This is a genomic window from Vibrio sp. KUL70 (assembly GCF_059725515.1).
The window spans coordinates 2,555,732-2,575,251 of the sequence record NZ_AP045834.1 but is presented as its reverse complement, the minus strand read 5'-3'; the positions used below and the strand labels follow the sequence as shown (position 1 = coordinate 2,575,251).

Annotated in this window: 20 protein-coding genes; 10 read left to right on the top strand and 10 right to left on the bottom strand. The window is 45.7% G+C overall.

Annotation, left to right across the window (positions count from 1 at the left end; all coding sequences use genetic code 11):
• Window positions 1–4: 4 nt before the first annotated feature.
• On the top strand, window positions 5–616 hold the full coding sequence (locus AC6I7V_RS11335; protein ID WP_498011679.1) for a transglycosylase SLT domain-containing protein: 612 nt from the start codon (window positions 5–7) through the stop codon (window positions 614–616).
• Between the two features lie 23 nt (window positions 617–639).
• Window positions 640–1,158, top strand: coding sequence for an S-ribosylhomocysteine lyase (gene luxS, locus AC6I7V_RS11330; RefSeq protein WP_032549766.1), 519 nt, complete (start codon window positions 640–642; stop codon window positions 1,156–1,158).
• A gap of 106 nt (window positions 1,159–1,264) precedes the next feature.
• Here the strand turns inward: luxS and AC6I7V_RS11325 are convergent, their stop codons facing one another.
• The gene (locus AC6I7V_RS11325; RefSeq protein WP_239841214.1) at window positions 1,265–2,554 is read right to left on the bottom strand and encodes an HlyC/CorC family transporter; all 1,290 of its coding nucleotides are present in this window, start codon (window positions 2,552–2,554) and stop codon (window positions 1,265–1,267) included.
• A gap of 126 nt (window positions 2,555–2,680) precedes the next feature.
• Window positions 2,681–3,475: a cytochrome C assembly family protein gene (locus AC6I7V_RS11320; RefSeq protein ID WP_239841213.1), complete on the bottom strand. Its 795-nt coding sequence runs from the start codon at window positions 3,473–3,475 to the stop codon at window positions 2,681–2,683.
• A gap of 200 nt (window positions 3,476–3,675) precedes the next feature.
• On the opposite strand from AC6I7V_RS11320, the gene ffh reads away from it, so the two are divergent.
• The 5 genes from ffh (at window position 3,676) to rplS (ending at window position 7,342) form a co-directional block, all read left to right on the top strand.
• Entirely contained in the window at window positions 3,676–5,067 is a 1,392-nt protein-coding gene (ffh, locus tag AC6I7V_RS11315) for a signal recognition particle protein (RefSeq protein ID WP_261903141.1), read from the top strand.
• Window positions 5,068–5,329: 262 nt separating this feature from the next.
• A complete protein-coding gene (rpsP, locus tag AC6I7V_RS11310; protein ID WP_004410028.1) occupies window positions 5,330–5,578 on the top strand; it encodes a 30S ribosomal protein S16 in 249 nt (82 codons plus the stop codon).
• 27 nt (window positions 5,579–5,605) lie between these two features.
• Window positions 5,606–6,160 carry a ribosome maturation factor RimM gene (gene rimM, locus AC6I7V_RS11305; RefSeq protein WP_032549760.1) on the top strand — a complete coding sequence of 185 codons (555 nt, stop codon included), beginning with the start codon at window positions 5,606–5,608 and terminating at the stop codon, window positions 6,158–6,160.
• A gap of 27 nt (window positions 6,161–6,187) precedes the next feature.
• Window positions 6,188–6,946 carry a tRNA (guanosine(37)-N1)-methyltransferase TrmD gene (trmD, locus tag AC6I7V_RS11300; RefSeq protein WP_239841211.1) on the top strand — a complete coding sequence of 253 codons (759 nt, stop codon included), beginning with the start codon at window positions 6,188–6,190 and terminating at the stop codon, window positions 6,944–6,946.
• A 42-nt stretch (window positions 6,947–6,988) separates the two neighbouring features.
• Window positions 6,989–7,342, top strand: a complete 354-nt coding sequence (rplS, locus tag AC6I7V_RS11295; protein WP_032549758.1) for a 50S ribosomal protein L19 — start codon at window positions 6,989–6,991, stop codon at window positions 7,340–7,342.
• A 386-nt stretch (window positions 7,343–7,728) separates the two neighbouring features.
• On the opposite strand, the gene yacG is transcribed toward rplS, so the two are convergent.
• The 8 genes from yacG to nadC all read right to left on the bottom strand — a co-directional run bounded on the left by yacG (window position 7,729) and on the right by nadC (window position 14,879).
• Window positions 7,729–7,926, bottom strand: a complete 198-nt coding sequence (yacG, locus tag AC6I7V_RS11290; protein ID WP_239841210.1) for a DNA gyrase inhibitor YacG — start codon at window positions 7,924–7,926, stop codon at window positions 7,729–7,731.
• A 71-nt stretch (window positions 7,927–7,997) separates the two neighbouring features.
• On the bottom strand, window positions 7,998–8,738 hold the full coding sequence (gene zapD / locus AC6I7V_RS11285; protein ID WP_255229930.1) for a cell division protein ZapD: 741 nt from the start codon (window positions 8,736–8,738) through the stop codon (window positions 7,998–8,000).
• A 32-nt stretch (window positions 8,739–8,770) separates the two neighbouring features.
• Window positions 8,771–9,379 (bottom strand): dephospho-CoA kinase, encoded by a 609-nt coding sequence (gene coaE, locus AC6I7V_RS11280; RefSeq protein WP_255229931.1) that lies wholly within the window; start codon window positions 9,377–9,379, stop codon window positions 8,771–8,773.
• A gap of 4 nt (window positions 9,380–9,383) precedes the next feature.
• A complete protein-coding gene (locus tag AC6I7V_RS11275) occupies window positions 9,384–10,253 on the bottom strand; it encodes a prepilin peptidase (RefSeq protein ID WP_498010905.1) in 870 nt (289 codons plus the stop codon).
• Between the two features lie 62 nt (window positions 10,254–10,315).
• Entirely contained in the window at window positions 10,316–11,545 is a 1,230-nt protein-coding gene (locus AC6I7V_RS11270) for a type II secretion system F family protein (protein ID WP_498010904.1), read from the bottom strand.
• Window positions 11,546–11,592: 47 nt separating this feature from the next.
• Entirely contained in the window at window positions 11,593–13,278 is a 1,686-nt protein-coding gene (pilB, locus tag AC6I7V_RS11265; protein ID WP_498010903.1) for a type IV-A pilus assembly ATPase PilB, read from the bottom strand.
• Window positions 13,278–13,736 carry a pilin gene (locus AC6I7V_RS11260; RefSeq protein ID WP_498010902.1) on the bottom strand — a complete coding sequence of 153 codons (459 nt, stop codon included), beginning with the start codon at window positions 13,734–13,736 and terminating at the stop codon, window positions 13,278–13,280. Before AC6I7V_RS11260 ends, pilB begins: the two co-directional genes overlap by 1 nt.
• Window positions 13,737–13,988: 252 nt before the next feature.
• Window positions 13,989–14,879, bottom strand: a complete 891-nt coding sequence (gene nadC / locus AC6I7V_RS11255) for a carboxylating nicotinate-nucleotide diphosphorylase (protein ID WP_255229936.1) — start codon at window positions 14,877–14,879, stop codon at window positions 13,989–13,991.
• A 146-nt stretch (window positions 14,880–15,025) separates the two neighbouring features.
• Here nadC and ampD point away from each other — a divergent pair, with 146 nt between their 5' ends.
• From ampD to aceE, 3 genes are all read left to right on the top strand, one after another.
• Window positions 15,026–15,574: a 1,6-anhydro-N-acetylmuramyl-L-alanine amidase AmpD gene (ampD, locus tag AC6I7V_RS11250; protein WP_255229937.1), complete on the top strand. Its 549-nt coding sequence runs from the start codon at window positions 15,026–15,028 to the stop codon at window positions 15,572–15,574.
• Between the two features lie 447 nt (window positions 15,575–16,021).
• On the top strand, window positions 16,022–16,789 hold the full coding sequence (gene pdhR, locus AC6I7V_RS11245; RefSeq protein WP_255229938.1) for a pyruvate dehydrogenase complex transcriptional repressor PdhR: 768 nt from the start codon (window positions 16,022–16,024) through the stop codon (window positions 16,787–16,789).
• Between the two features lie 56 nt (window positions 16,790–16,845).
• Window positions 16,846–19,509 carry a pyruvate dehydrogenase (acetyl-transferring), homodimeric type gene (aceE, locus tag AC6I7V_RS11240; protein ID WP_255229939.1) on the top strand — a complete coding sequence of 888 codons (2,664 nt, stop codon included), beginning with the start codon at window positions 16,846–16,848 and terminating at the stop codon, window positions 19,507–19,509.
• Window positions 19,510–19,520 lie beyond the last annotated feature (11 nt).

Genomic DNA, 19,520 nt, shown 5'->3' with positions numbered 1-19,520 from the left:
AAACATGCGTCGACCATTGTTATCTTGGATCTCTTTTGGGGTTGCGGTAAGCCTACTAGCTGGTTGTGCAACCCCTCCACCTAAGAAACAGGATAACTTGTGTAGTATTTTCCGAGAGAACCCTTCTTGGTATGACGATGCGCTCGATATGCAAGAAGAGTGGGGTACGCCAATTAATGTGGCGATGGCATTTGTTAAGCAAGAGAGTAGCTTTCGACATGATGCACGCCCTCCGAAGGACTACCTACTAGGTTTTATTCCGTGGGGACATGTTAGCAGTGCGTATGGTTATGCTCAGGCGCAAGATCCGGCTTGGCAGGACTTTCAAAAAGCGACAGGACATGGTGGCTCTCGAACGAATTTTGATGACTCATTAATGTTCATTGGCTGGTATACCAATGAAACGCGTCGTCAATTAGGGCTCTCTTTATGGGACCCATACAATCAGTACTTGGCTTATCACGAAGGTCGTGGTGGCTATAAACGCAAAACCTATAACAGCAAGCCGTCATTGATTAAGGTGGCTCGCAAAGTTGAGCAGCAAGCGAAAGATTATGGTTGGCAACTGAAGCAGTGCCGCCAAGAACTGGAAGACAACCGGAGTTGGTTTTTCTAAACCGACCGTCATGGAGAAGAAGAATGCCTTTATTAGATAGTTTTACTGTGGATCACACACGCATGAATGCACCTGCGGTACGTGTGGCAAAAACCATGCAGACTCCTAAAGGAGATACGATCACAGTATTCGATTTACGTTTCACTGCACCCAATAAAGATATCCTGTCAGAGAAAGGAATTCACACTCTTGAGCACCTTTATGCTGGCTTCATGCGTGCACACCTAAATGGCGAACAAGTTGAAATCATCGACATCTCTCCAATGGGGTGCCGTACAGGTTTCTACATGAGCCTGATTGGTACACCTTCAGAGCAGCAAGTGGCTGATGCTTGGTTAGCGGCAATGGCTGATGTGCTTAAAGTTGAGAGCCAAAACAAGATCCCTGAGCTGAATGAATACCAGTGTGGTACAGCAGCAATGCACTCACTAGAAGAAGCGAAAGAGATCGCTAAAGCCATTCTAGATGCAGGTATTTCAGTGAACAAAAATGATGAGCTAGCTCTACCTGAGTCTATGCTAAAAGAGCTTAAGGTCGACTAAGTTCGTTTTATTACCGCTCTTGAAATGAAAAGCCCTGTTCAACGAGAACAGGGCTTTTTTGTGTCAGCTGAGACAGCAATGATTGTAGCGTTAGCCTGTTTTGTGGCTAAGTATTAAAGCTGGTGGTTTCTTGCATGATTTGCGGGAAAACACGCACCAATTTAATACGATTCTCTTCCAGCTCCACAATCTCCATTGGGTGACGCGCAACTTGAACACTCAGATGACTCTCTGGAATGTCTTCTAGGTGCTCTAGGATCAAACCGTTTAGTGTTCTTGGGCCGTCAGTAGGTAAGCTCCATTGAAGACCTTTATTAATGTCTCGAATATTGGCACTGCCCTCGATGAGGAAGCTGCCGTCGCTCTGCGGTGTGATCTCTTCTGATAGGCTTGGTGTCATTGAGGTGGTAAATTCACCGACAATCTCTTCCAAGATGTCTTCTAGCGTGACTAGGCCGTTGATATCCCCATACTCATCCACAATCAGTCCGATGCGCTGTTTATTGCGTTGGAATTTGAGTAGTTGAATATTCAGCGGTGTCGACTCAGGAATAAAGTAGACTTCATCGGCAGCGCGCAGAAGCGTTTCTTTGTTGAATTCATTCTTCTCTAGCATCAAGCGGTATGACTCACGCAATCTCAGCATCCCAACCACTTCATCGATCTGATCGCGATACAGCACGATACGGCCATGAGGTGAGTGAGTCAGCTGGCGAACGATGGATTTCCAGTCATCATTGATGTCGATACCTGTGATCTCATTACGAGGCACCATGATGTCATTCACGGTTACATGCTCAAGATCTAAGATAGAGACCAGCATATCTTGGTGGCGTTGTGGGATCAGAGTACCCGCTTCATTCACTACGGTTCTTAATTCTTCGGAGCTCAGGTGGTCAGTTGCATCGTGATCTGCCTTGACGCCTATGATGCGGATAAAACCGTTAGTGATGAAGTTAACCAGCACGACGAGTGGTGATAGCACCTTCATCAGGATCGTTAAGACAATGCTGCTGGCATAAGAGACGCGCTCTGGGTAAAGAGATGCAATGGTCTTTGGGGTGACTTCAGCAAAAACTAGGACCACTAAGGTCAGGGCACCCGTTGCGATAGCCACACCAAGGTCACCATAGATACGCATACCTAAGATGGTCGCAATAGCTGAAGCGAGAATATTAACGAGGTTATTGCCGATAAGGATAAGACCGATGAGGCGGTCAGGACGGCTCAGAAGTTTTTCTACACGGCGCGCACCCTTATGACCCGACTGGGAGAGGTGTTTCAAACGGTAGCGGTTCAAGGACATCATGCCCGTTTCAGAACCTGAGAAATAACCAGAAATTACAATGAGACACGCGAGTAGCGCAAATAAGATACCCGTAGATATGTCGTCCAAAACTATTACTTTCCTAAATTTGTATCTTGATTAATTTATGACCGATGCAGGTCGAGATGTCAACTGAATGTAAAGTATGCCATACATTAAAGGCAAGGTGTGTACCTTGCCTTTTATATCGAACTATTAATTCAGAATGATTTCTTGAACAAAGCGACTACCGAAGTAGGCGAGTGTCAGTAAGGTTGCACCCGCTAGCGCAAACCAAGTGACTTTCTGGCCTCGCCAACCTTTCTGGTAGTGACCCCAAAGCAGAATCGAGTAGATCACCCAAGCGATAAAAGAGAGTACGGCTTTGTGAGCTTTGCCTTGAGCAAACATGTCTTGAACAAAAATAAAGCCAGTTAATAGCGTACCCGTCAGTAGGCCATTACCAATAAGAATGATTTTGAACAGCTGCCTTTCTACCATCATCAGTGGTGGAAGGTTTGGGTTAATCACTAGTGCTTTTTTCTTCTTAAGCTTGTAATCAAGCCATGCTAACTGCATTGCGTACAGGGCACCGATGGTTAACGTTGCGTATGAGAACAGCGCTAAAGAAATGTGCATCAGCAGTTTAGGGTCGTTCTCTAAATGCTTAATAAAAGTACTTGGGAGAAACGCAGCGGCTAACAAGTTTAGGGCTGCAAAGCTGTATACAACAGGGAGAATAAACCACAAACGGTTTTTGAGCATTGCCCCGCTCATGACTAGCGAGATAATGAAACTGATCAATGAGGCAACATTGAGAATACTGAGATTTTGACCGCCGGCGTTAAAGATTAAGTCGCCCAGCAACCAAGCATGAAAAGCGATAGCAAGAAACGCGCTCACCAGTACCGTTTTGGCACGGATTCCTGTTTGGTGCACAAGACCTGGGATGATCGTGGATATGGCCATTATGTATAGAAAGGCTGCTGCGATCGCAATTAGACTGTCCATGGTATCCATTTAAATGATTACTAATTCACGAATTATACCCTGCATCGCCCTTTTGGGCTATGGTGAACCTCACTCATTTATTAGTGAACAGCGCCCTATATCACACACCGTCATTATTAACCGCAGACAACGGGTGTGACTCTATTCCACGCTAATGTATACTCTCGGTAATAGTCGCAGGATTGAGCGAAGAGAAAACTATGTTTGATAATTTAACGGATCGTCTATCCAAAACGCTGAAGAATATCAGCGGTAAAGGTCGTCTGACCGAAGACAACATCAAGGATACGCTACGTGAAGTACGTATGGCGCTACTGGAAGCCGACGTTGCACTACCGGTTGTCCGTGATTTCGTAAAGCGCGTTAAAGAAGGCGCGGTAGGTGTTGAGGTTTCTAAATCTCTAACTCCTGGCCAAGAATTTATTAAGATCGTACAAGCTGAGCTTGAAGCGGTAATGGGTGAGTCGAATGAGGCTCTTAACCTTGCTGCGCAGCCGCCAGCAGTGATCTTGATGGCTGGTCTACAAGGTGCGGGTAAAACCACATCGGTAGGTAAGCTATCTAAGCTCCTAACCGAGCGCGATAAAAAGAAAGTACTGGTTGTTTCTGCCGACGTTTACCGTCCAGCGGCGATCAAACAGCTTGAAACATTAGCCGCTGATGTTGGTGTGGATTTCTTCCCATCGTCTGCAGATCAAAAGCCTATCGATATTGCGAATGCAGCGATTGACCACGCGAAGAAGAAATTCTACGACGTGCTACTTGTCGATACCGCAGGTCGCTTAGCCATCGATGAAGAGATGATGGGCGAGATCAAAGAGCTACATACCGCTATTAACCCAGTTGAGACGCTGTTTGTTGTTGATGCAATGACAGGTCAAGATGCGGCGAACACAGCAAAAGCCTTTGGTGATGCACTTCCACTAACGGGTGTGATTCTAACTAAGGTCGATGGTGATGCTCGTGGTGGTGCGGCGCTGTCTGTTCGTCATATCACAGGTAAGCCAATCAAGTTCTTGGGTGTGGGTGAAAAAACCGATGCACTAGAACCGTTCCACCCAGATCGTGTTGCTTCTCGTATCCTAGGTATGGGTGACGTTCTGTCTCTTATCGAAGACCTACAGAAGAACGTAGACCAAGATAAAGCAGAGAAGCTGGCTAAGAAGTTCAAAGAGAAGAAAGGTTTCGACCTTGAAGACTTCCGTGAGCAGCTAGGTCAGATGCAAAACATGGGCGGCATGATGGGCATGATGGATAAGCTTCCAGGCATGTCTCAGCTACCAGACAATGTAAAAGACAAAGTTGATGACAAGATGTTTAAGCAAATGGAAGCGATCATCAACTCAATGACCATGAAAGAGCGTCAGCGCCCAGAGCTTATTAAAGGCTCACGCAAGAAACGTATTGCGGCAGGTTCTGGTACTCAGGTACAAGATGTTAACCGTCTGCTTAAGCAGTTCACCCAGATGCAGAAGATGATGAAGAAAATGCAGAAAGGTGGCATGAAAGGCATGATGCGTAACATGCAAGGTATGATGGGTGGCATGGGCGGTGGCGGCATGGGTGGCGGTTTCAACCCATTCGGTCGTTAAGTCCTTCTTCCTATTAAGTTTGAGCTATTACAGCTTAAGTTTGCGTAGTCAGTGAAATGCTCGCTACGTTACTTTTCAGAGTGTTAGCTCTGTCACAGAAAGTGTACAGAGACTCTGTTGGTGAAAAAATAGCTAAACCCCTTGCATTGCCCCGGAATAAGAGTAAAATTCCGGGGCTTTAATTTGGCACGAGACCCCAAGTTATTTATTGATAAATAGCTTCTGGGGTTAATTTATTTATTAAGAAAGCAAAGAGGACGACATGGTAACCATTCGTTTGGCACGTCACGGCGCTAAGAAGCGTCCATTCTATCAAATCGTAGTAGCGGACAGCCGCAATGCAGCAACTGGCCGTTTCATCGAGAAAGTAGGTTTCTTTAACCCTACTGCTCAAGGTCAAGAAGAAGGTCTACGTCTAGACCTAGATCGCGTTAACCACTGGGTTGGTCAAGGCGCATCTCTATCTGACCGCGTAGCTAAGCTAGTTAAAGACGCTCAAAAAGCGGCTTAATTTTACTTTAAGTAGAAGACATAGCTTATGTCGATGAAGGATAAAGAAACGATGAGCAAGCAAGACGAAAAAATTGTTATGGGCAAGTTTGGTGCTACCTATGGCATTCGCGGCTGGCTGAAAGTTTTTTCCTACACAGACAATGCTGAAAGCATATTCGATTACACCCCTTGGTATATTAACCAAAAGGGTAAGTGGGTTGAGTTCAATGTTGAAAGCTGGAAGCGCCATAACAAAGGTATGGTGTGTAAGCTTGAAGGGCTTGAGGTTCGTGAAGAAGCTCATACTCTGACTAACTTTGAAATCGCTGTAGACCCGGCATCACTACCTGAATTGTCAGAAGATGAATTCTACTGGCGTGAATTGTTTGGTATGCAAGTTGTTACCACTAAGGGCTATTCCCTTGGTGAGGTCACTGACCTATTAGAAACTGGCTCAAACGATGTTCTAGTGGTGAAAGCAAATCTTAAAGATGCTTTTGGCCAAAAGGAACGGTTAATCCCGTACCTTGAAGAGCAAGTGATCAAAAAAGTTGATCGCGAAGCTCAACGGATCGAAGTTGACTGGGATCCTGGATTCTAATTCCAAAATTGCAGAGCGAGAGAACACATGTGGGTTGGCGTAATTAGCCTTTTTCCTGAAATGTTCCGTTCTGTTACTGATTTTGGAGTAACAGGTCAAGCGGTTAAAAAAGGTCTTTTATCGATTGAGACATGGAATCCTCGCGATTTCACTCACGATAAACATCGCACTGTTGATGACAGACCTTACGGTGGTGGTCCTGGCATGTTAATGATGGTTCAGCCTTTGCGCGACGCTATCCATACTGCCAAGCAAGCATCACCGGGGAAGACGAAAGTTATCTACCTTTCACCTCAAGGTCGCAAGCTCGACCAGAAAGGTGTTGAGGAGTTGGCAACAAATGAGAATTTACTTCTTATCTGTGGTCGCTACGAAGGGGTAGATGAGCGCATCATACAATCTGAAGTCGACGAAGAATGGTCGATTGGCGATTTTGTGATGACGGGTGGCGAACTGCCAGCCATGACGTTAATTGACTCGGTCTCACGGTTTATTCCGGGAGTCCTAGGCGATTTCGCGTCAGCAGAAGAGGATTCTTTTGCAAATGGCTTGTTAGATTGCCCTCACTATACGCGCCCTGAGGTGCTAGACGATAAAGAAGTGCCTTCGGTACTCAAGTCTGGAAACCATAAGGACATTCGTCGCTGGCGATTAAAACAATCGCTAGGCCGTACTTGGCTAAGAAGACCAGAACTCCTGGAAAACCTAGCTCTGACTGACGAACAGGAACAATTACTGGCTGAATTCATTAAAGAGCATCGCTCTGAAACGAAAAGCAAGCAGTAACCTATTAAATTTAGTATCAGTTTATTCTAGGAATTTATACAAATGAGCAACATCATTAAAGCTCTTGAAGAAGAGCAACTAAAATCAGACCTTCCTAAATTCGCACCAGGTGACACTGTTGTAGTTCAGGTTAAGGTAAAAGAAGGTGACCGTGAGCGTCTACAGGCTTTCGAAGGCGTTGTAATCGCTATTCGTAACCGTGGTCTTCACTCTGCATTCACAGTTCGTAAGATCTCGAACGGTGAAGGTGTTGAGCGTACGTTCCAAACTCACTCTCCAATGGTTGATAGCATTGAAGTTAAACGCCGCGGTGCAGTACGTCGTGCCAAGCTGTACTACCTACGTGAGCGTTCTGGTAAGTCTGCTCGTATTAAAGAGAAGCTTGCTAAGAAGTAATTCTTTTTGCATTCTATCGATAAAAGCGGAGCCATTTGGCTCCGCTTTTTTGTGCGTGTTATATCGATTTTCGAAAGTAAGAGATCCCCAACTCGCTCGTTCCTCACTCTTGGGGATGACGGGGAGGTTTGAGTTACGAGGTTAGTAGCTAAAACTAGAGGAGCTGACAATGGGACTACTTTTGCCGTCATTCCCTAGACTGACGAAGGAAGGAGTAGGGAATCTCTTTCAGCCAACACCAATTTACCAGCAATAAAAAAGGATTGACGCAAAACGCCAACCCTTAATAATTCTTCTCGAATCTCGAATCTCGAATCTCGAATCTCGAATCTCGAATCTCGAATCTCGAATCTCGAATCTCGAATCTCGAATCTCGAATCTCGAATCTAGTACTGGTCTTCTGACCACCCATCACTATCAGACATATCCGGAGCACCAGCGATGCTGTTTTCTTCGTCTGCCCATTCACCAAAATCAATCATCTGGCACTGTTTGCTACAGAAAGGGCGGTGTGGACTCTGTTCACCCCACTCAACATCACTCTGACATTGTGGGCATTTAACGATGGTGACTTTTTTAGACATAATGTTTCTTAGTTGGGTGTGATTCTAGAATTGTAGGCCTGAGCGAGACTCAAGCCAATTTAATACGGTATTTAACTGCAGACAGCCAATTCAAATTCGATGTCTTGAGTACACGCCTGACCACTCTCAAAACACATAAACTTCACGGCAAAGCGGTTTTTGTGTCCTGAAATCATTGGGTAAGCACCATACTGCATTGGAATTGAGAGGCGTAAGATGTTCGCCTCTTCCGCATCGCTTTGAAAGAAGCCCGCACGAGCGATTTGCGGTTGGAAGTGCCCTGTTTCACGAGTTAACTTTAACCATAGGTTTAGGGCGTCGTACAGAGGTTGTAAGCTATCCATCCAAGCTTTAGCATCATTCATTCTCTTATCAAGAGGAAGATGCAGCCAATAGTGCAGAGCCGGTAGATCAAAGCAACATGAGCCACCGGGTAGGTTGAAACGCTGACGAATAGCACTTAGGAAGCGATCTTCTTTCAGAGACTGACCAAAGCGTTCAGCCAGCATTAGCTCACGGTAGATGTTGCTGATGTCTTCTAGCAGTGAAGTGAGCATCTCCTGATCGACGCCTTCGACATTGAGCCAGCTCTTGTACGTCACACGCTGCTTCTCAATGTCTTTTGCCAGTTCACTCTTTAGTTGAATTTGTTCAAAGATCTCAATCAGATCGAAGATTGAACGAAAGAACAGTTGGTACTGTTGAGCATCTGAAAATGTTGAAGACAGGTGCAGCTGCCTCAAGAGGGATTCCACTCTTAAGTAGATACGTGTTTTCTCATTTAGAGGATGTTCAAATTTATGAGTGATCATCAAGCAAACCTTCATTCAACATAAGACTATTTTTACCGATCTTGCGTGCTTATTGCTAGATACTTTTGATGTAAATCTGTGATTTGAGGCAAAAGATCTTGGTTTTTAGTATGGTTTTTAATCACGTCGTCCGCAACCGCTAAACGCTGTTCTCGTGAAGCTTGTGATTTGAGGATCGCGTTGACCTGTTCTTCAGAGACATTGTCTCGGTTCATGGTGCGTTGAATCTGAACTTCTTTAGGAACATCAATAACTAAAACGCGATCTGCCATACCTTGCATCTGGTTTTCAATCAGTAAAGGTGCAACGAGTAAACCATAGGGAGAGCGAATGTTTGTCAGCTCTTGTTCAATCTTATTACGAATCATTGGATGAAGCAGCGCATTCAACCAAGCTTTGTCTTCTGGGTGACTGAAGATCTGCTTACGAAGTTTCGCTCGGTTGAGGGTCCCGTCTTCTAAAAGGATTGCTTCGCCAAAATGTTCAGTGATCTGACGTAGTCCGTCGCTGCCTAGCGCAACGACTTCACGTGCTACGATATCGGCATCGACAATATCGATGTTGAAGTGCTTTTGAAACAGGTCAGCAACGGTGGTCTTTCCGCTAGCAATACCGCCAGTGAGACCAATAATGGTAGCCATAAAATTAAATTCCTAAAACCGAAGTAAAATACCAAGCCATAATGTTCTCGCCCCAAATTAGACTGATCCAACCGGCAATGGCGAGATAAGGACCAAAAGGGAAGGCTTTGTCGATGCCTTGCTGTTTCAATCGCAGCTGAATTAAGCCAAACACGAGGCCAACCAGCGAAGAGAGCAAAATGATCATGGGTAGGTGTTGCCAACCAAGCCAAGCCCCTAATGCGGCAAGAAGTTTGAAATCGCCATAGCCCATGCCCTCTTTGCCCGTTAGGAGTTTGAATAGCCAGTAGACTGACCATAGCGCTAAGTAGCCAGCCATTGCTCCTATGACAGAGTCTTGAAGGGTGATAGGGGTGATGCCAAACAGCGCAAGCGCAATACCTGACCAGACCAATGGTAGCGTGATTTGATCGGGCAGTAGCATGGTATCGAGGTCGATGAAGGTCGCTGATATTAAGGCAAAGGTAAAAAAGATCAGTGCGATTGCGTAGTAACCGAAACCAAAATGCGCCGCAACGAAGCTACACATCACCGCAGTGAGTAGCTCAACCAAAGGGTAGCGAGGGCTGATAGGGTTCGAACACTGTCGACATTTGCCTTTCAAAACCAACCAACTGAATACTGGAATATTATCGATGATTCGAATCTGCGTTTCACATTTCGGGCAGGTTGAACGGGGTACGCTGAGGTTGTATGTCCCCTTTGGCATCGGAATCTTGTAATCAGGGAAGCTTTCAGAGCACTCTTGCTGCCATTCTCGTTGCATCATAATTGGCAAACGATGGATAACGACGTTGAGAAAACTACCGATAAGTAGGCTGAAGATAAAAGCTAATACGGGGAATAGCCAAGGATAGTAGTGAAATACTTCCATAGTGTCCTGTCCACTGGGGTCTAACTGGCGAGAGCCATGAGTGTGTTGTCATTGATTGTCGCCTATCCTAACACACTCATTAAGTTAAAGATCGGTAAGTACATCGCAACCACTAAGCTCCCTACAACAGATCCCAGAAAAAGGATGATCAGTGGCTCTAAGATCTTGCCCAGATTATCGACGGTGTTGTCGACCTCAAATTCATAGATCGTCGCCACTTTATTGAGCATATCATCAAGGTTGCCAGACTCTTCGCCTATCATCACCATCTGCAGTACCATTTCAGGGAAGGCTTGGCTATTGCGCATCGCAATATACATTGGCATTCCTGCCGCTGTCTCTTTGTGGACTTCCGTAATCGCGGATTCAAAGTGTACGTTACCTGTCGTTTTGGCTGTCGTTCTAAGACTTGTCAGGATCGGTATCCCAGAACTGAAGCTGGTTGACAACGTGCGGCTGAATTTGGCTATCGAAGCCTTGGCGACTACACCTCCGATAATGGGTATGCGTAAGCCAATGCGGCTAGTGGCAAGCCGAATGGCATAAGAGCGTTTACGGGCCTGGATGAAGAGTAGAGTTACTGCACCCAAACCAACAAAGGTATAGAAGCCGTAGGCCTGCATCCAGTGAGACAGTTCCATGACTTTAGCTGTAAACCAAGGCAAGTCAGCACCAAATCCTGAAAACATGGACTCGAACTCTGGGATCACTTTAGTTAGCATCAGATAGGAAACCAATAAGGCTGTCATTACTACCATCACAGGGTAAATCAGCGCTTTAACCACTTTTGATTTGAGCTGCGCGCTCTTTTCTCGGTAGGTCGCCAGTCGTTCAAATACTTCTGCGAGGTTTCCAGACAGCTCTCCGGTTGCGACAAGGTCGGTATACAAGTCATCAAAATGGCGGCTTGCGGTTCTCATCGCTTTTGATAAAGGGGTTCCAGCTTCAATGCCTTTGCGTATCTGCGATAAAATCGATTTCATCTCAGCTTTTCTATGGTTATCTGACACCAGTTTTATCGCTTGGATGATTGGAACTCCGGTTCCTAACATGGTTGCTAACTGGCGTGTTAACAGGGTGATGTCTTTTGCTTTGACCTGATTTGTTAGGCGAGTGAGCGCGGAGATACTTTTTTTCTTTATCTTTTTGATCTGAATATGCTGTTCGCGAAGCTTGTCTCTGACTTCTAGCTCAGTAAGAGCCAAGGTTTGCCCTGACACTCTCTTTCCCGAGCTGTTAATGCCTCTCCAGTGATAATTCTTGAGTTGTGATTGTTTAGGTTTTATTGCCATAAATTTCACACCGTTGTTGGTCGAGGGGGAGATAATAAAAGGCGCATCTAGATATAAAGGACACGCTGCAGCTCTTGGTAGCTTGTGATACCCAATAACAGCTTCTCTAAACCAGAGTCTCGGAGAGTCTGCATACCTTCTTGTTTAGCGAGAGTTTCTATCTCGATCGCGTTTGGGCGGGAGATGAGACTGGCTTTGAGCTTGTCAGTAAACGGCATCACTTCATAGATACCCACACGGCCGGCATAACCTTGATTGCACTCATTGCAGCCGTTCGGATTCGCTTTAAAAAACGTGTGGTTAGCATCAATGGCATGACGGTGATAAATGGTTTGGTCATCGTCTCTAATTTTGCAATGTGGGCATAGTCGCCTTGCGAGACGTTGAGCAATGATGAGGCTCAATGATGAAGCCAAGTTAAAAGGTTCAATCCCCATATGTGCAAGGCGTGTGACTGTTTCTGCAGCTGAGTTAGTGTGCAGTGTCGAGAGTACCAAGTGGCCGGTTTGGGAGGCTTTTATCGCAATTTCAGCGGTTTCAATATCGCGTATTTCACCGACCATCACGATATCTGGATCTTGGCGCAGAAAAGATCGCAGCGCTTCAGCAAAGCCAAAGCCTATTTTGGGTTGAACCTGGACTTGATTGACGCCACAAAGGTTAATCTCTACAGGATCTTCAGCGGTAGAGATGTTTCTTTCTGAGGTGTTAAGGATGCGAAGCCCTGTATAAAGAGAGACGGTTTTGCCGCTACCGGTTGGGCCCGTCATAAGAATCATGCCTTGTGGACGTTTTAGCGCGTCGAGATAAAGTAATTTCTGCTGTTCACTGTAGCCAAGAGTGTCAATATCAAGGTTGGCTGCACTGCTATCGAGCAGGCGCAACACAATCTTCTCTCCCCAAAGTGTCGGCAGAGTAGAGACACGCATATCGATGGCGATCTCTTGATTGAGCCTCAGCTTAATTCGACCATCTTGAGGCAAACGGCGCTCCGCAATATCAAGCTTAGCAATGATCTTTAAACGTGCTGATAGTCTCCGACTAAGATGTGCTGCCGGTTGTTGGGTTTCGATTAAGATGCCATCGCAACGTAGACGGACTCGGTAGTACTCCTCATAAGGTTCAAAATGGATATCTGATGCGCCTTTACGCACCGCATCGACTAGGATTTGATTGATGAAGCGGCTGACGGGCGAGTCATCTTGGCTAAGATCTTCGACGGTACTGACTTCATCATCAGAAACCTCCACCAAATGGGCGAGTTCGTCTTGGGTAATCTCTTTGCGATTGCTATCACCATTGGTAATTGCTTTACCATAAAGTCGCCGAATTGCACTTTCAAGAGTACGATAGTTTGCAACTACTGAGTCAATTTGCAGTCCAGTGGCAAAACGAAAATCATCTTCAGCATGCAGGTTGGTTGGGTCAGCAGAAGCCAAGGTAAGTGTAGATGCTGCTTTGGCGATCGGTATGACTCGGTGTTGAGTGATGAGTTCGCGCAGCCCAAGCTGTTCACACAGAGGTTCATAGTCGTAATCAGTGAGTGATATTAACGGTAAGCCAAAGAGGTGTGCGGTCTGTTCGGCAAGGCTATCGGCACTGAACAAACCATGTGTGATTAAAGCTTCCGGTGTTGAGCCACCAGAAGCTTGTAAGTGTTCCACTACGACTTGTTCTTGAGCCAGGCTAAGTAGGTTAGCCTGACGCAGAACGGTGGGTAGGTTCGTTAGCATTAGTTTACAGGGCACCAGTCCGAAACGGCTGCGTTTTGCGTTGACCCATTGGCACAGGTGATAGACCACGTTACACCAGCGGTTGAAAGACTAGGAGTTATTGTTATTTTATCTCCAGCTAGGAGTTTTCCTTTACTTTGACCTGCATCAATTACTGCCTGGATCGTTGTCGCAGCACCACTCACACCTGCAACAGAAGATACAGTAAACGCGCCTAAGTCTTGTGCTGTTGGTACGCCTCCGTTACCCGAAGAACAGTCAGCTTCGCCGTTTATCAGGCATATCCCAAGTGAAGTTTTCATTGCAGAAGATGCGTTTAGCATTTCACTTGCGTGTGCTTTCATTGTGTAGTTTTGATAAGCAGGTACAGCAAAAGCCGATAAAATCCCAATAATCGCCACTACAATCATCAATTCAATTAACGTAAAGCCTTTCTGCTTTGTTTGTCTTGTTTTCATTGTTCTAATCCATTTGTTGTTGGTTACAGTGCAAGCACTTGGTGGATTTAGAATAAGAGTCGGTAATCGTGTGTGGAATGGTGTTCAGATAAGGGCGCGAGTCGCTTTGAATTTATTAGTAACCTGTTTCATATACTGCATAAGATTATGCGATCAAGTTAGATAAGATGTCTCATTAGTGACGTGTTAGAAACGAAAAAGGCACCGTAGGAAAGGGTGCCTTTAATATCAAATGTGTTTTTAATCAATAGATTACGCTTTGAAACGCATCGAAAGATCCATTGCTTTAAGGTGCTTAGTCAATGCGCCTACTGAGATGTAATCAACACCGGTTTCTGCAAACTCTGCAATGGTGTCTAGTGTCACGTTACCTGAATTTTCTAACGCTGCACGACCTGCGTTGATCTTAACCGCTTCACGCATCATGTCTGTGGTGAAGTTGTCTAGCATGATGATATCTGCCCCTGCGCTGATCGCTTGCTCAAGCTCTTCCAAACTCTCCGTTTCAACTTCAACCGGTTTACCTGGGTTGAGCTCTTTTGCTGTTGCGATGGCTTTCTCGATGCCGCCACAAGCAATGATGTGGTTCTCTTTAATGAGGTAAGCGTCGAACACGCCGATACGGTGGTTGAAACCGCCGCCACATGCTACAGCGTACTTGAGTGCGCTACGCAGACCTGGGATAGTTTTACGAGTATCAAGCAGACGGCACTCTGTGTGCTTAATTTTGTCTGCATAGATAGCTGTTGCCGTCGCACAGCCAGATAGCGTTTGAATGAAATTCATCGCATTGCGCTCACCCGTCAGTAGAGCGCGAGCAGGACCGGTTAGGGTGCAAAGCGTTTGGTTAGGTTCAACCTTGTCACCATCTTCTACGTTCCACTCAATAGTTACTTCACCGCCAAGCTGTTTAAATACCTCATCAGCCCATGCTTTACCACAGAATACGCCATGTTCGCGAGTGATGATGGTTGCGCTGTTGATTGCGTCAGCTGGGATTAGACTTGCCGTTATATCAGCCGCTGGATCCAGTGTACCGCCTAGATCTTCTTTAATGGTTTCTGCAACTGCACGAGAGATCTCTAATGGAAGCTGCTCTTTTAAGTAGTCAAGGCGTTGGTGGCTGTTATGTGTGTTTTTCATCGCAAATCTAATCTTGAAAGGGAGTGGGGTAGGAATGATACTCTTGCTTCACTGCAAATTAAAGAGTTGAGCCCGCCTTGAGTTAGGTCGAGCTCACACGAATAGTCATTATATATTGAGCAATAAGAGTAAGGAGTATGGCGTTTATGATGATCAGCGAAACTGGGTGGTATAGCGCCGCGAAACACCTGCCGTCCCCTTTCTATGACGCTCGCCCTCAGCAAGACGATGTCTCTTTGCTGGTGGTACATAACATCAGCCTGCCACCTGGACAGTTTGGTGGTCCTTATATTGAGCAGTTTTTTACTGGTCAGCTCAATCCAGAGGAGCACCCATTTTTTAAAGTCATTCACAATATGGGCGTGTCTGCGCACTGTTTGATTCGTAGAAGCGGAGAGATTGTGCAGTTTGTCTCTTTCCTTGACCGTGCTTGGCATGCGGGGAAGTCGAGCTTTGCTGGGCGAGAGCGTTGCAATGATTATTCTATTGGCATTGAGCTAGAGGGGACGGATTTTGTCGCCTACAGCGAATCGCAATACCGAGCACTAGCAGAGTTGACCGATGCGATTACCCAACGTTTTCCGCAGATCACGGCAGAACGTATTACAGGACATCAATACATCGCTCCATTAAGAAAAACGGATCCGGGGCTCTCCTTTGATTGGGTGAAGTACCGTCAACGCCTAACTCTGTAGCTATTCTGATAATCCTATATTGGCATATTGGTTTTACACCGATGTTAAGGGCTTGTAACTGTTCTGGGTGCAGGCCCTTTTTATCGCCTCAAGAGTGTGATGGATCTTTCAAAAGGCCAGATGTGAACAATTATTAATAGGATTTATTCTCAATCTGTGCGCTTGGTTTGAATTTTAACCAAGAGAGCCTAATCAATCTGAAATATTTCATTTTTATCCTGAAACTTTCTAGCACGGGCACTCCCCAATAGTATTAACGCTGTAAATGGTAAGACCAATTTAGTTGCTGTTTTAAATTTCATTTGTTAAATCATGGTTAATTCATGCTGCGTTCTATGATTCAGGTCAATTTTGAGCTGGACAGTGGCGTTTTAATTATGTTAATTTCTGCACCAATCAAAATTGGTATTACCAATTACCAGCACATAAAAAGAAGAACAGCAAACTATGGCTTATCAAAGGATTCGTCAGCCAAAACTCTCAGATGTCATTGAAAAAGAGTTAGAAAGGTTGATTGTGGAAGGAACACTGGCGCCCGGGCAGCAACTGCCGCCAGAGCGTGAACTGGCTAAACAGTTCGATGTGTCTCGTCCTTCGATCCGAGAAGCGATACAACGTTTAGAAGCCAAGCGCTTGCTTACTCGCCGTCAAGGTGGGGGAACGTTCGTCAGTGAAAATATCTGGAAAAGCTTTTCAGATCCGCTCCTGAATTTGTTGTCCACTCACTCCGAAACCCAACTAGACTTGTTGGAATCGCGTCATGCGATGGAGGGAATTTCTGCTTATTTTGCTGCGTTGCGTGGTACTGAAGAAGACTTTGCTCGAATTCAAGCATGCCTAGATAACATTCGAGGTGCGCAAGAAAAGACTGATATTGAAGCTGAATCTGCAGCTGTGATGGCTTTCCTTATCGCTTTAACGGAAGCGGCTCATAACGTCGTGCTTTTGCATATCGTTCGCAGTTTAGCTCCGTTACTTGAGCAAAATGTCTTAGAAAATCTAAAGCTGTTGCATCGTCGAAAAGACGTTGTGGAAAAAGTGAGTATACATCGAGCTAACATCGTGGATGCGATTGTTTCTGGCCAGCCTGAGAAGGCGCGTGAAATGTCACATTCTCATTTAGCTTACATCGAAGAAACATTGCTGGATTTGACCAGAGAAGAGTCGCGTCGCGAACGCTCACTGCGTCGAATTCAACAGGGTAAAGAGTCGTAATCCTACGGCTTTTTACGTGTTTAGTAGAATCCAACTAACAAAAAGGATAGATCGCCATGTCTGACATGAAGCATGACGTTGATGCTCTGGAAACTCAAGATTGGTTACAAGCTCTTGAGTCAGTAGTACGTGAAGAAGGTGTAGAACGTGCACAGTTCTTACTAGAAACAGTTCTAGAAAAGGCACGTTTAGACGGCGTTGATATGCCAACGGGTATCAACACTAACTACATCAACACCATTCCAGCAGCACAAGAGCCGGCTTACCCTGGTGACGTAACTCTTGAGCGTCGTATTCGTTCGATTATTCGCTGGAACGCAATCATGATCGTATTGCGCGCTTCTAAGAAAGACCTAGACCTAGGTGGTCACATGGCTTCTTACCAATCAGCGGCTGCTTTCTACGAAGTATGTTTCAACCACTTCTTCCGTGCTCCAAACGAGACGGACGGTGGCGATCTAGTTTACTACCAAGGTCACATCTCTCCAGGTATCTACTCTCGTGCATTCGTTGAAGGTCGTCTAACTGAAGAGCAGCTAGATAACTTCCGTCAAGAAGTTGATGGTAAAGGTATCCCTTCATACCCGCACCCTAAACTAATGCCTGAGTTCTGGCAGTTCCCAACGGTATCTATGGGTCTTGGTCCAATCTCTGCGATCTACCAAGCGCGTTTCCTTAAGTACCTAGAAGGTCGTGGTCTTAAAGATACTTCTGCTCAACGTGTATACGCTTTCCTAGGCGACGGTGAGATGGATGAGCCAGAATCACGTGGTTCTCTATCTTTCGCAGCACGTGAAAAGCTAGACAACCTAACATTCCTAATCAACTGTAACCTACAGCGTCTAGACGGCCCTGTAATGGGTAACGGTAGCATCATCCAAGAACTAGAAGGCCTATTCAAAGGTGCTGGTTGGAACGTTGTTAAAGTTATCTGGGGTAGCAACTGGGATTCACTACTTGCTAAAGATACGTCTGGTAAACTACTACAGCTAATGAACGAAACTGTAGATGGCGACTACCAAACATTCAAATCTAAAGATGGCGCGTACGTACGTGAGCACTTCTTTGGTAAGTACCCAGAGACAGCTGCACTAGTTGCAGACATGACTGACGACGAAATCTTCGCTCTTAAGCGTGGTGGTCACGAGTCTTCTAAGCTATACGCAGCTTACAAAAACGCGGCAGAAACTAAAGGTCGTCCAACAGTAATCCTAGCTAAGACTGTTAAAGGTTACGGCATGGGTGAAGCGGCTGAAGGTAAGAACATCGCGCACCAAGTTAAGAAGATGGACATGACTCACGTTCTACACCTACGTGATCGTCTAGGTCTTCAAGACATCCTAACTGACGAAGCAGTGAAAGAGCTTCCGTACCTGAAACTTGAAGAAGGTTCAGCGGAGTACGAATACCTACACGCTCGTCGTAAAGAACTAAAAGGTTACACGCCACAGCGTCTACCTAAGTTCACTCAAGAACTACAAATCCCAGAACTAGAAGAGTTTGCACCGCTACTAAGCGAACAGAAGCGTGAAATCTCTACTACGATGGCATACGTACGTACACTAAACATCCTTCTGAAGAATAAAGGCATCGGTAAAAACGTTGTTCCTATTATCTGTGACGAAGCGCGTACGTTCGGTATGGAAGGTTTGTTCCGTCAAATCGGTATCTACAACCCGCACGGTCAGAACTACACGCCTCAAGATCGCGACATCGTTTCTTACTACAAAGAAGCGACTTCAGGTCAGGTACTACAAGAAGGTATCAACGAACTAGGTTCAATGGCATCTTGGGTTGCTGCTGCGACTTCTTACAGCACAAACGATCTACCAATGATCCCGTTCTACATCTACTACTCTATGTTCGGTTTCCAACGTGTTGGCGACATGGCATGGATGGCTGGTGACCAACAAGCTCGTGGTTTCCTACTAGGTGCTACTGCTGGTCGTACTACGCTTAACGGTGAAGGTCTACAGCACGAAGATGGTCACTCGCACGTACTAGCGAACACTGTTCCTAACTGTATCTCTTACGACCCAACATTCGCTTACGAAGTTGCAGTTATCATGCAAGACGGTATCCGTCGCATGTACGGTTCTGAGCAAGAGAACGTGTTCTACTACCTAACAGTAATGAACGAAAACTATGCAATGCCAGCAATGCCAGAAGGCGCTGAAGAAGGCATCCGTAAAGGTATCTACAAGCTTGAGTCTTACGCTGGTGACAAGTCTAAAGTTCAACTAATGAGCTCTGGTACTATCATGAACGAAGTACGTAAAGCTGCGACTATCCTAAGCGAAGAGTACGGTATCGCGTCTGATGTGTTCTCTGTAACATCGTTCAACGAACTAACTCGTAACGGTCAAGATGTAGAGCGCTATAACATGCTTCACCCAGAAGGCGAAGCGAAAGTACCTTACATCGCTCAAGTTCTTGGTAACGAACCAGCAATCGCTGCGACTGACTACATGAAGAACTACGCTGAGCAAGTACGTGCGTTCATGCCAACTGAGTCTTACAAAGTACTTGGTACAGACGGTTACGGCCGCTCTGACAGCCGTGAAAACCTACGTCGTCACTTCGAAGTTAACGCAGGCTACGTAGTAGTTGCTGCCCTAACTGAGCTAGCTAAACGTGGTGATGTTGAGAAGTCTGTTGTTACAGAAGCAATTGCTAAGTTCAACATCGATACAGAAAAAACAAACCCGCAATACGCATAAGGTAGAAAAAC

Coding starts and splice junctions, on each gene's coding strand:
- AC6I7V_RS11270 (WP_498010904.1), bottom strand. CDS start 11,545: ATGGCAATAAAACCTAAACAATCACAACTCAAGAATTATCACTGGAGA.
- ffh (WP_261903141.1), top strand. CDS start 3,676: ATGTTTGATAATTTAACGGATCGTCTATCCAAAACGCTGAAGAATATC.
- nadC (WP_255229936.1), bottom strand. CDS start 14,879: ATGAAAAACACACATAACAGCCACCAACGCCTTGACTACTTAAAAGAG.
- luxS (WP_032549766.1), top strand. CDS start 640: ATGCCTTTATTAGATAGTTTTACTGTGGATCACACACGCATGAATGCA.
- AC6I7V_RS11260 (WP_498010902.1), bottom strand. CDS start 13,736: ATGAAAACAAGACAAACAAAGCAGAAAGGCTTTACGTTAATTGAATTG.
- AC6I7V_RS11320 (WP_239841213.1), bottom strand. CDS start 3,475: ATGGACAGTCTAATTGCGATCGCAGCAGCCTTTCTATACATAATGGCC.
- AC6I7V_RS11335 (WP_498011679.1), top strand. CDS start 5: ATGCGTCGACCATTGTTATCTTGGATCTCTTTTGGGGTTGCGGTAAGC.
- rimM (WP_032549760.1), top strand. CDS start 5,606: ATGTCGATGAAGGATAAAGAAACGATGAGCAAGCAAGACGAAAAAATT.
- yacG (WP_239841210.1), bottom strand. CDS start 7,926: ATGTCTAAAAAAGTCACCATCGTTAAATGCCCACAATGTCAGAGTGAT.
- AC6I7V_RS11275 (WP_498010905.1), bottom strand. CDS start 10,253: ATGGAAGTATTTCACTACTATCCTTGGCTATTCCCCGTATTAGCTTTT.
- aceE (WP_255229939.1), top strand. CDS start 16,846: ATGTCTGACATGAAGCATGACGTTGATGCTCTGGAAACTCAAGATTGG.
- pilB (WP_498010903.1), bottom strand. CDS start 13,278: ATGCTAACGAACCTACCCACCGTTCTGCGTCAGGCTAACCTACTTAGC.
- trmD (WP_239841211.1), top strand. CDS start 6,188: ATGTGGGTTGGCGTAATTAGCCTTTTTCCTGAAATGTTCCGTTCTGTT.
- ampD (WP_255229937.1), top strand. CDS start 15,026: ATGATGATCAGCGAAACTGGGTGGTATAGCGCCGCGAAACACCTGCCG.
- rpsP (WP_004410028.1), top strand. CDS start 5,330: ATGGTAACCATTCGTTTGGCACGTCACGGCGCTAAGAAGCGTCCATTC.
- zapD (WP_255229930.1), bottom strand. CDS start 8,738: ATGATCACTCATAAATTTGAACATCCTCTAAATGAGAAAACACGTATC.
- coaE (WP_255229931.1), bottom strand. CDS start 9,379: ATGGCTACCATTATTGGTCTCACTGGCGGTATTGCTAGCGGAAAGACC.
- pdhR (WP_255229938.1), top strand. CDS start 16,022: ATGGCTTATCAAAGGATTCGTCAGCCAAAACTCTCAGATGTCATTGAA.
- rplS (WP_032549758.1), top strand. CDS start 6,989: ATGAGCAACATCATTAAAGCTCTTGAAGAAGAGCAACTAAAATCAGAC.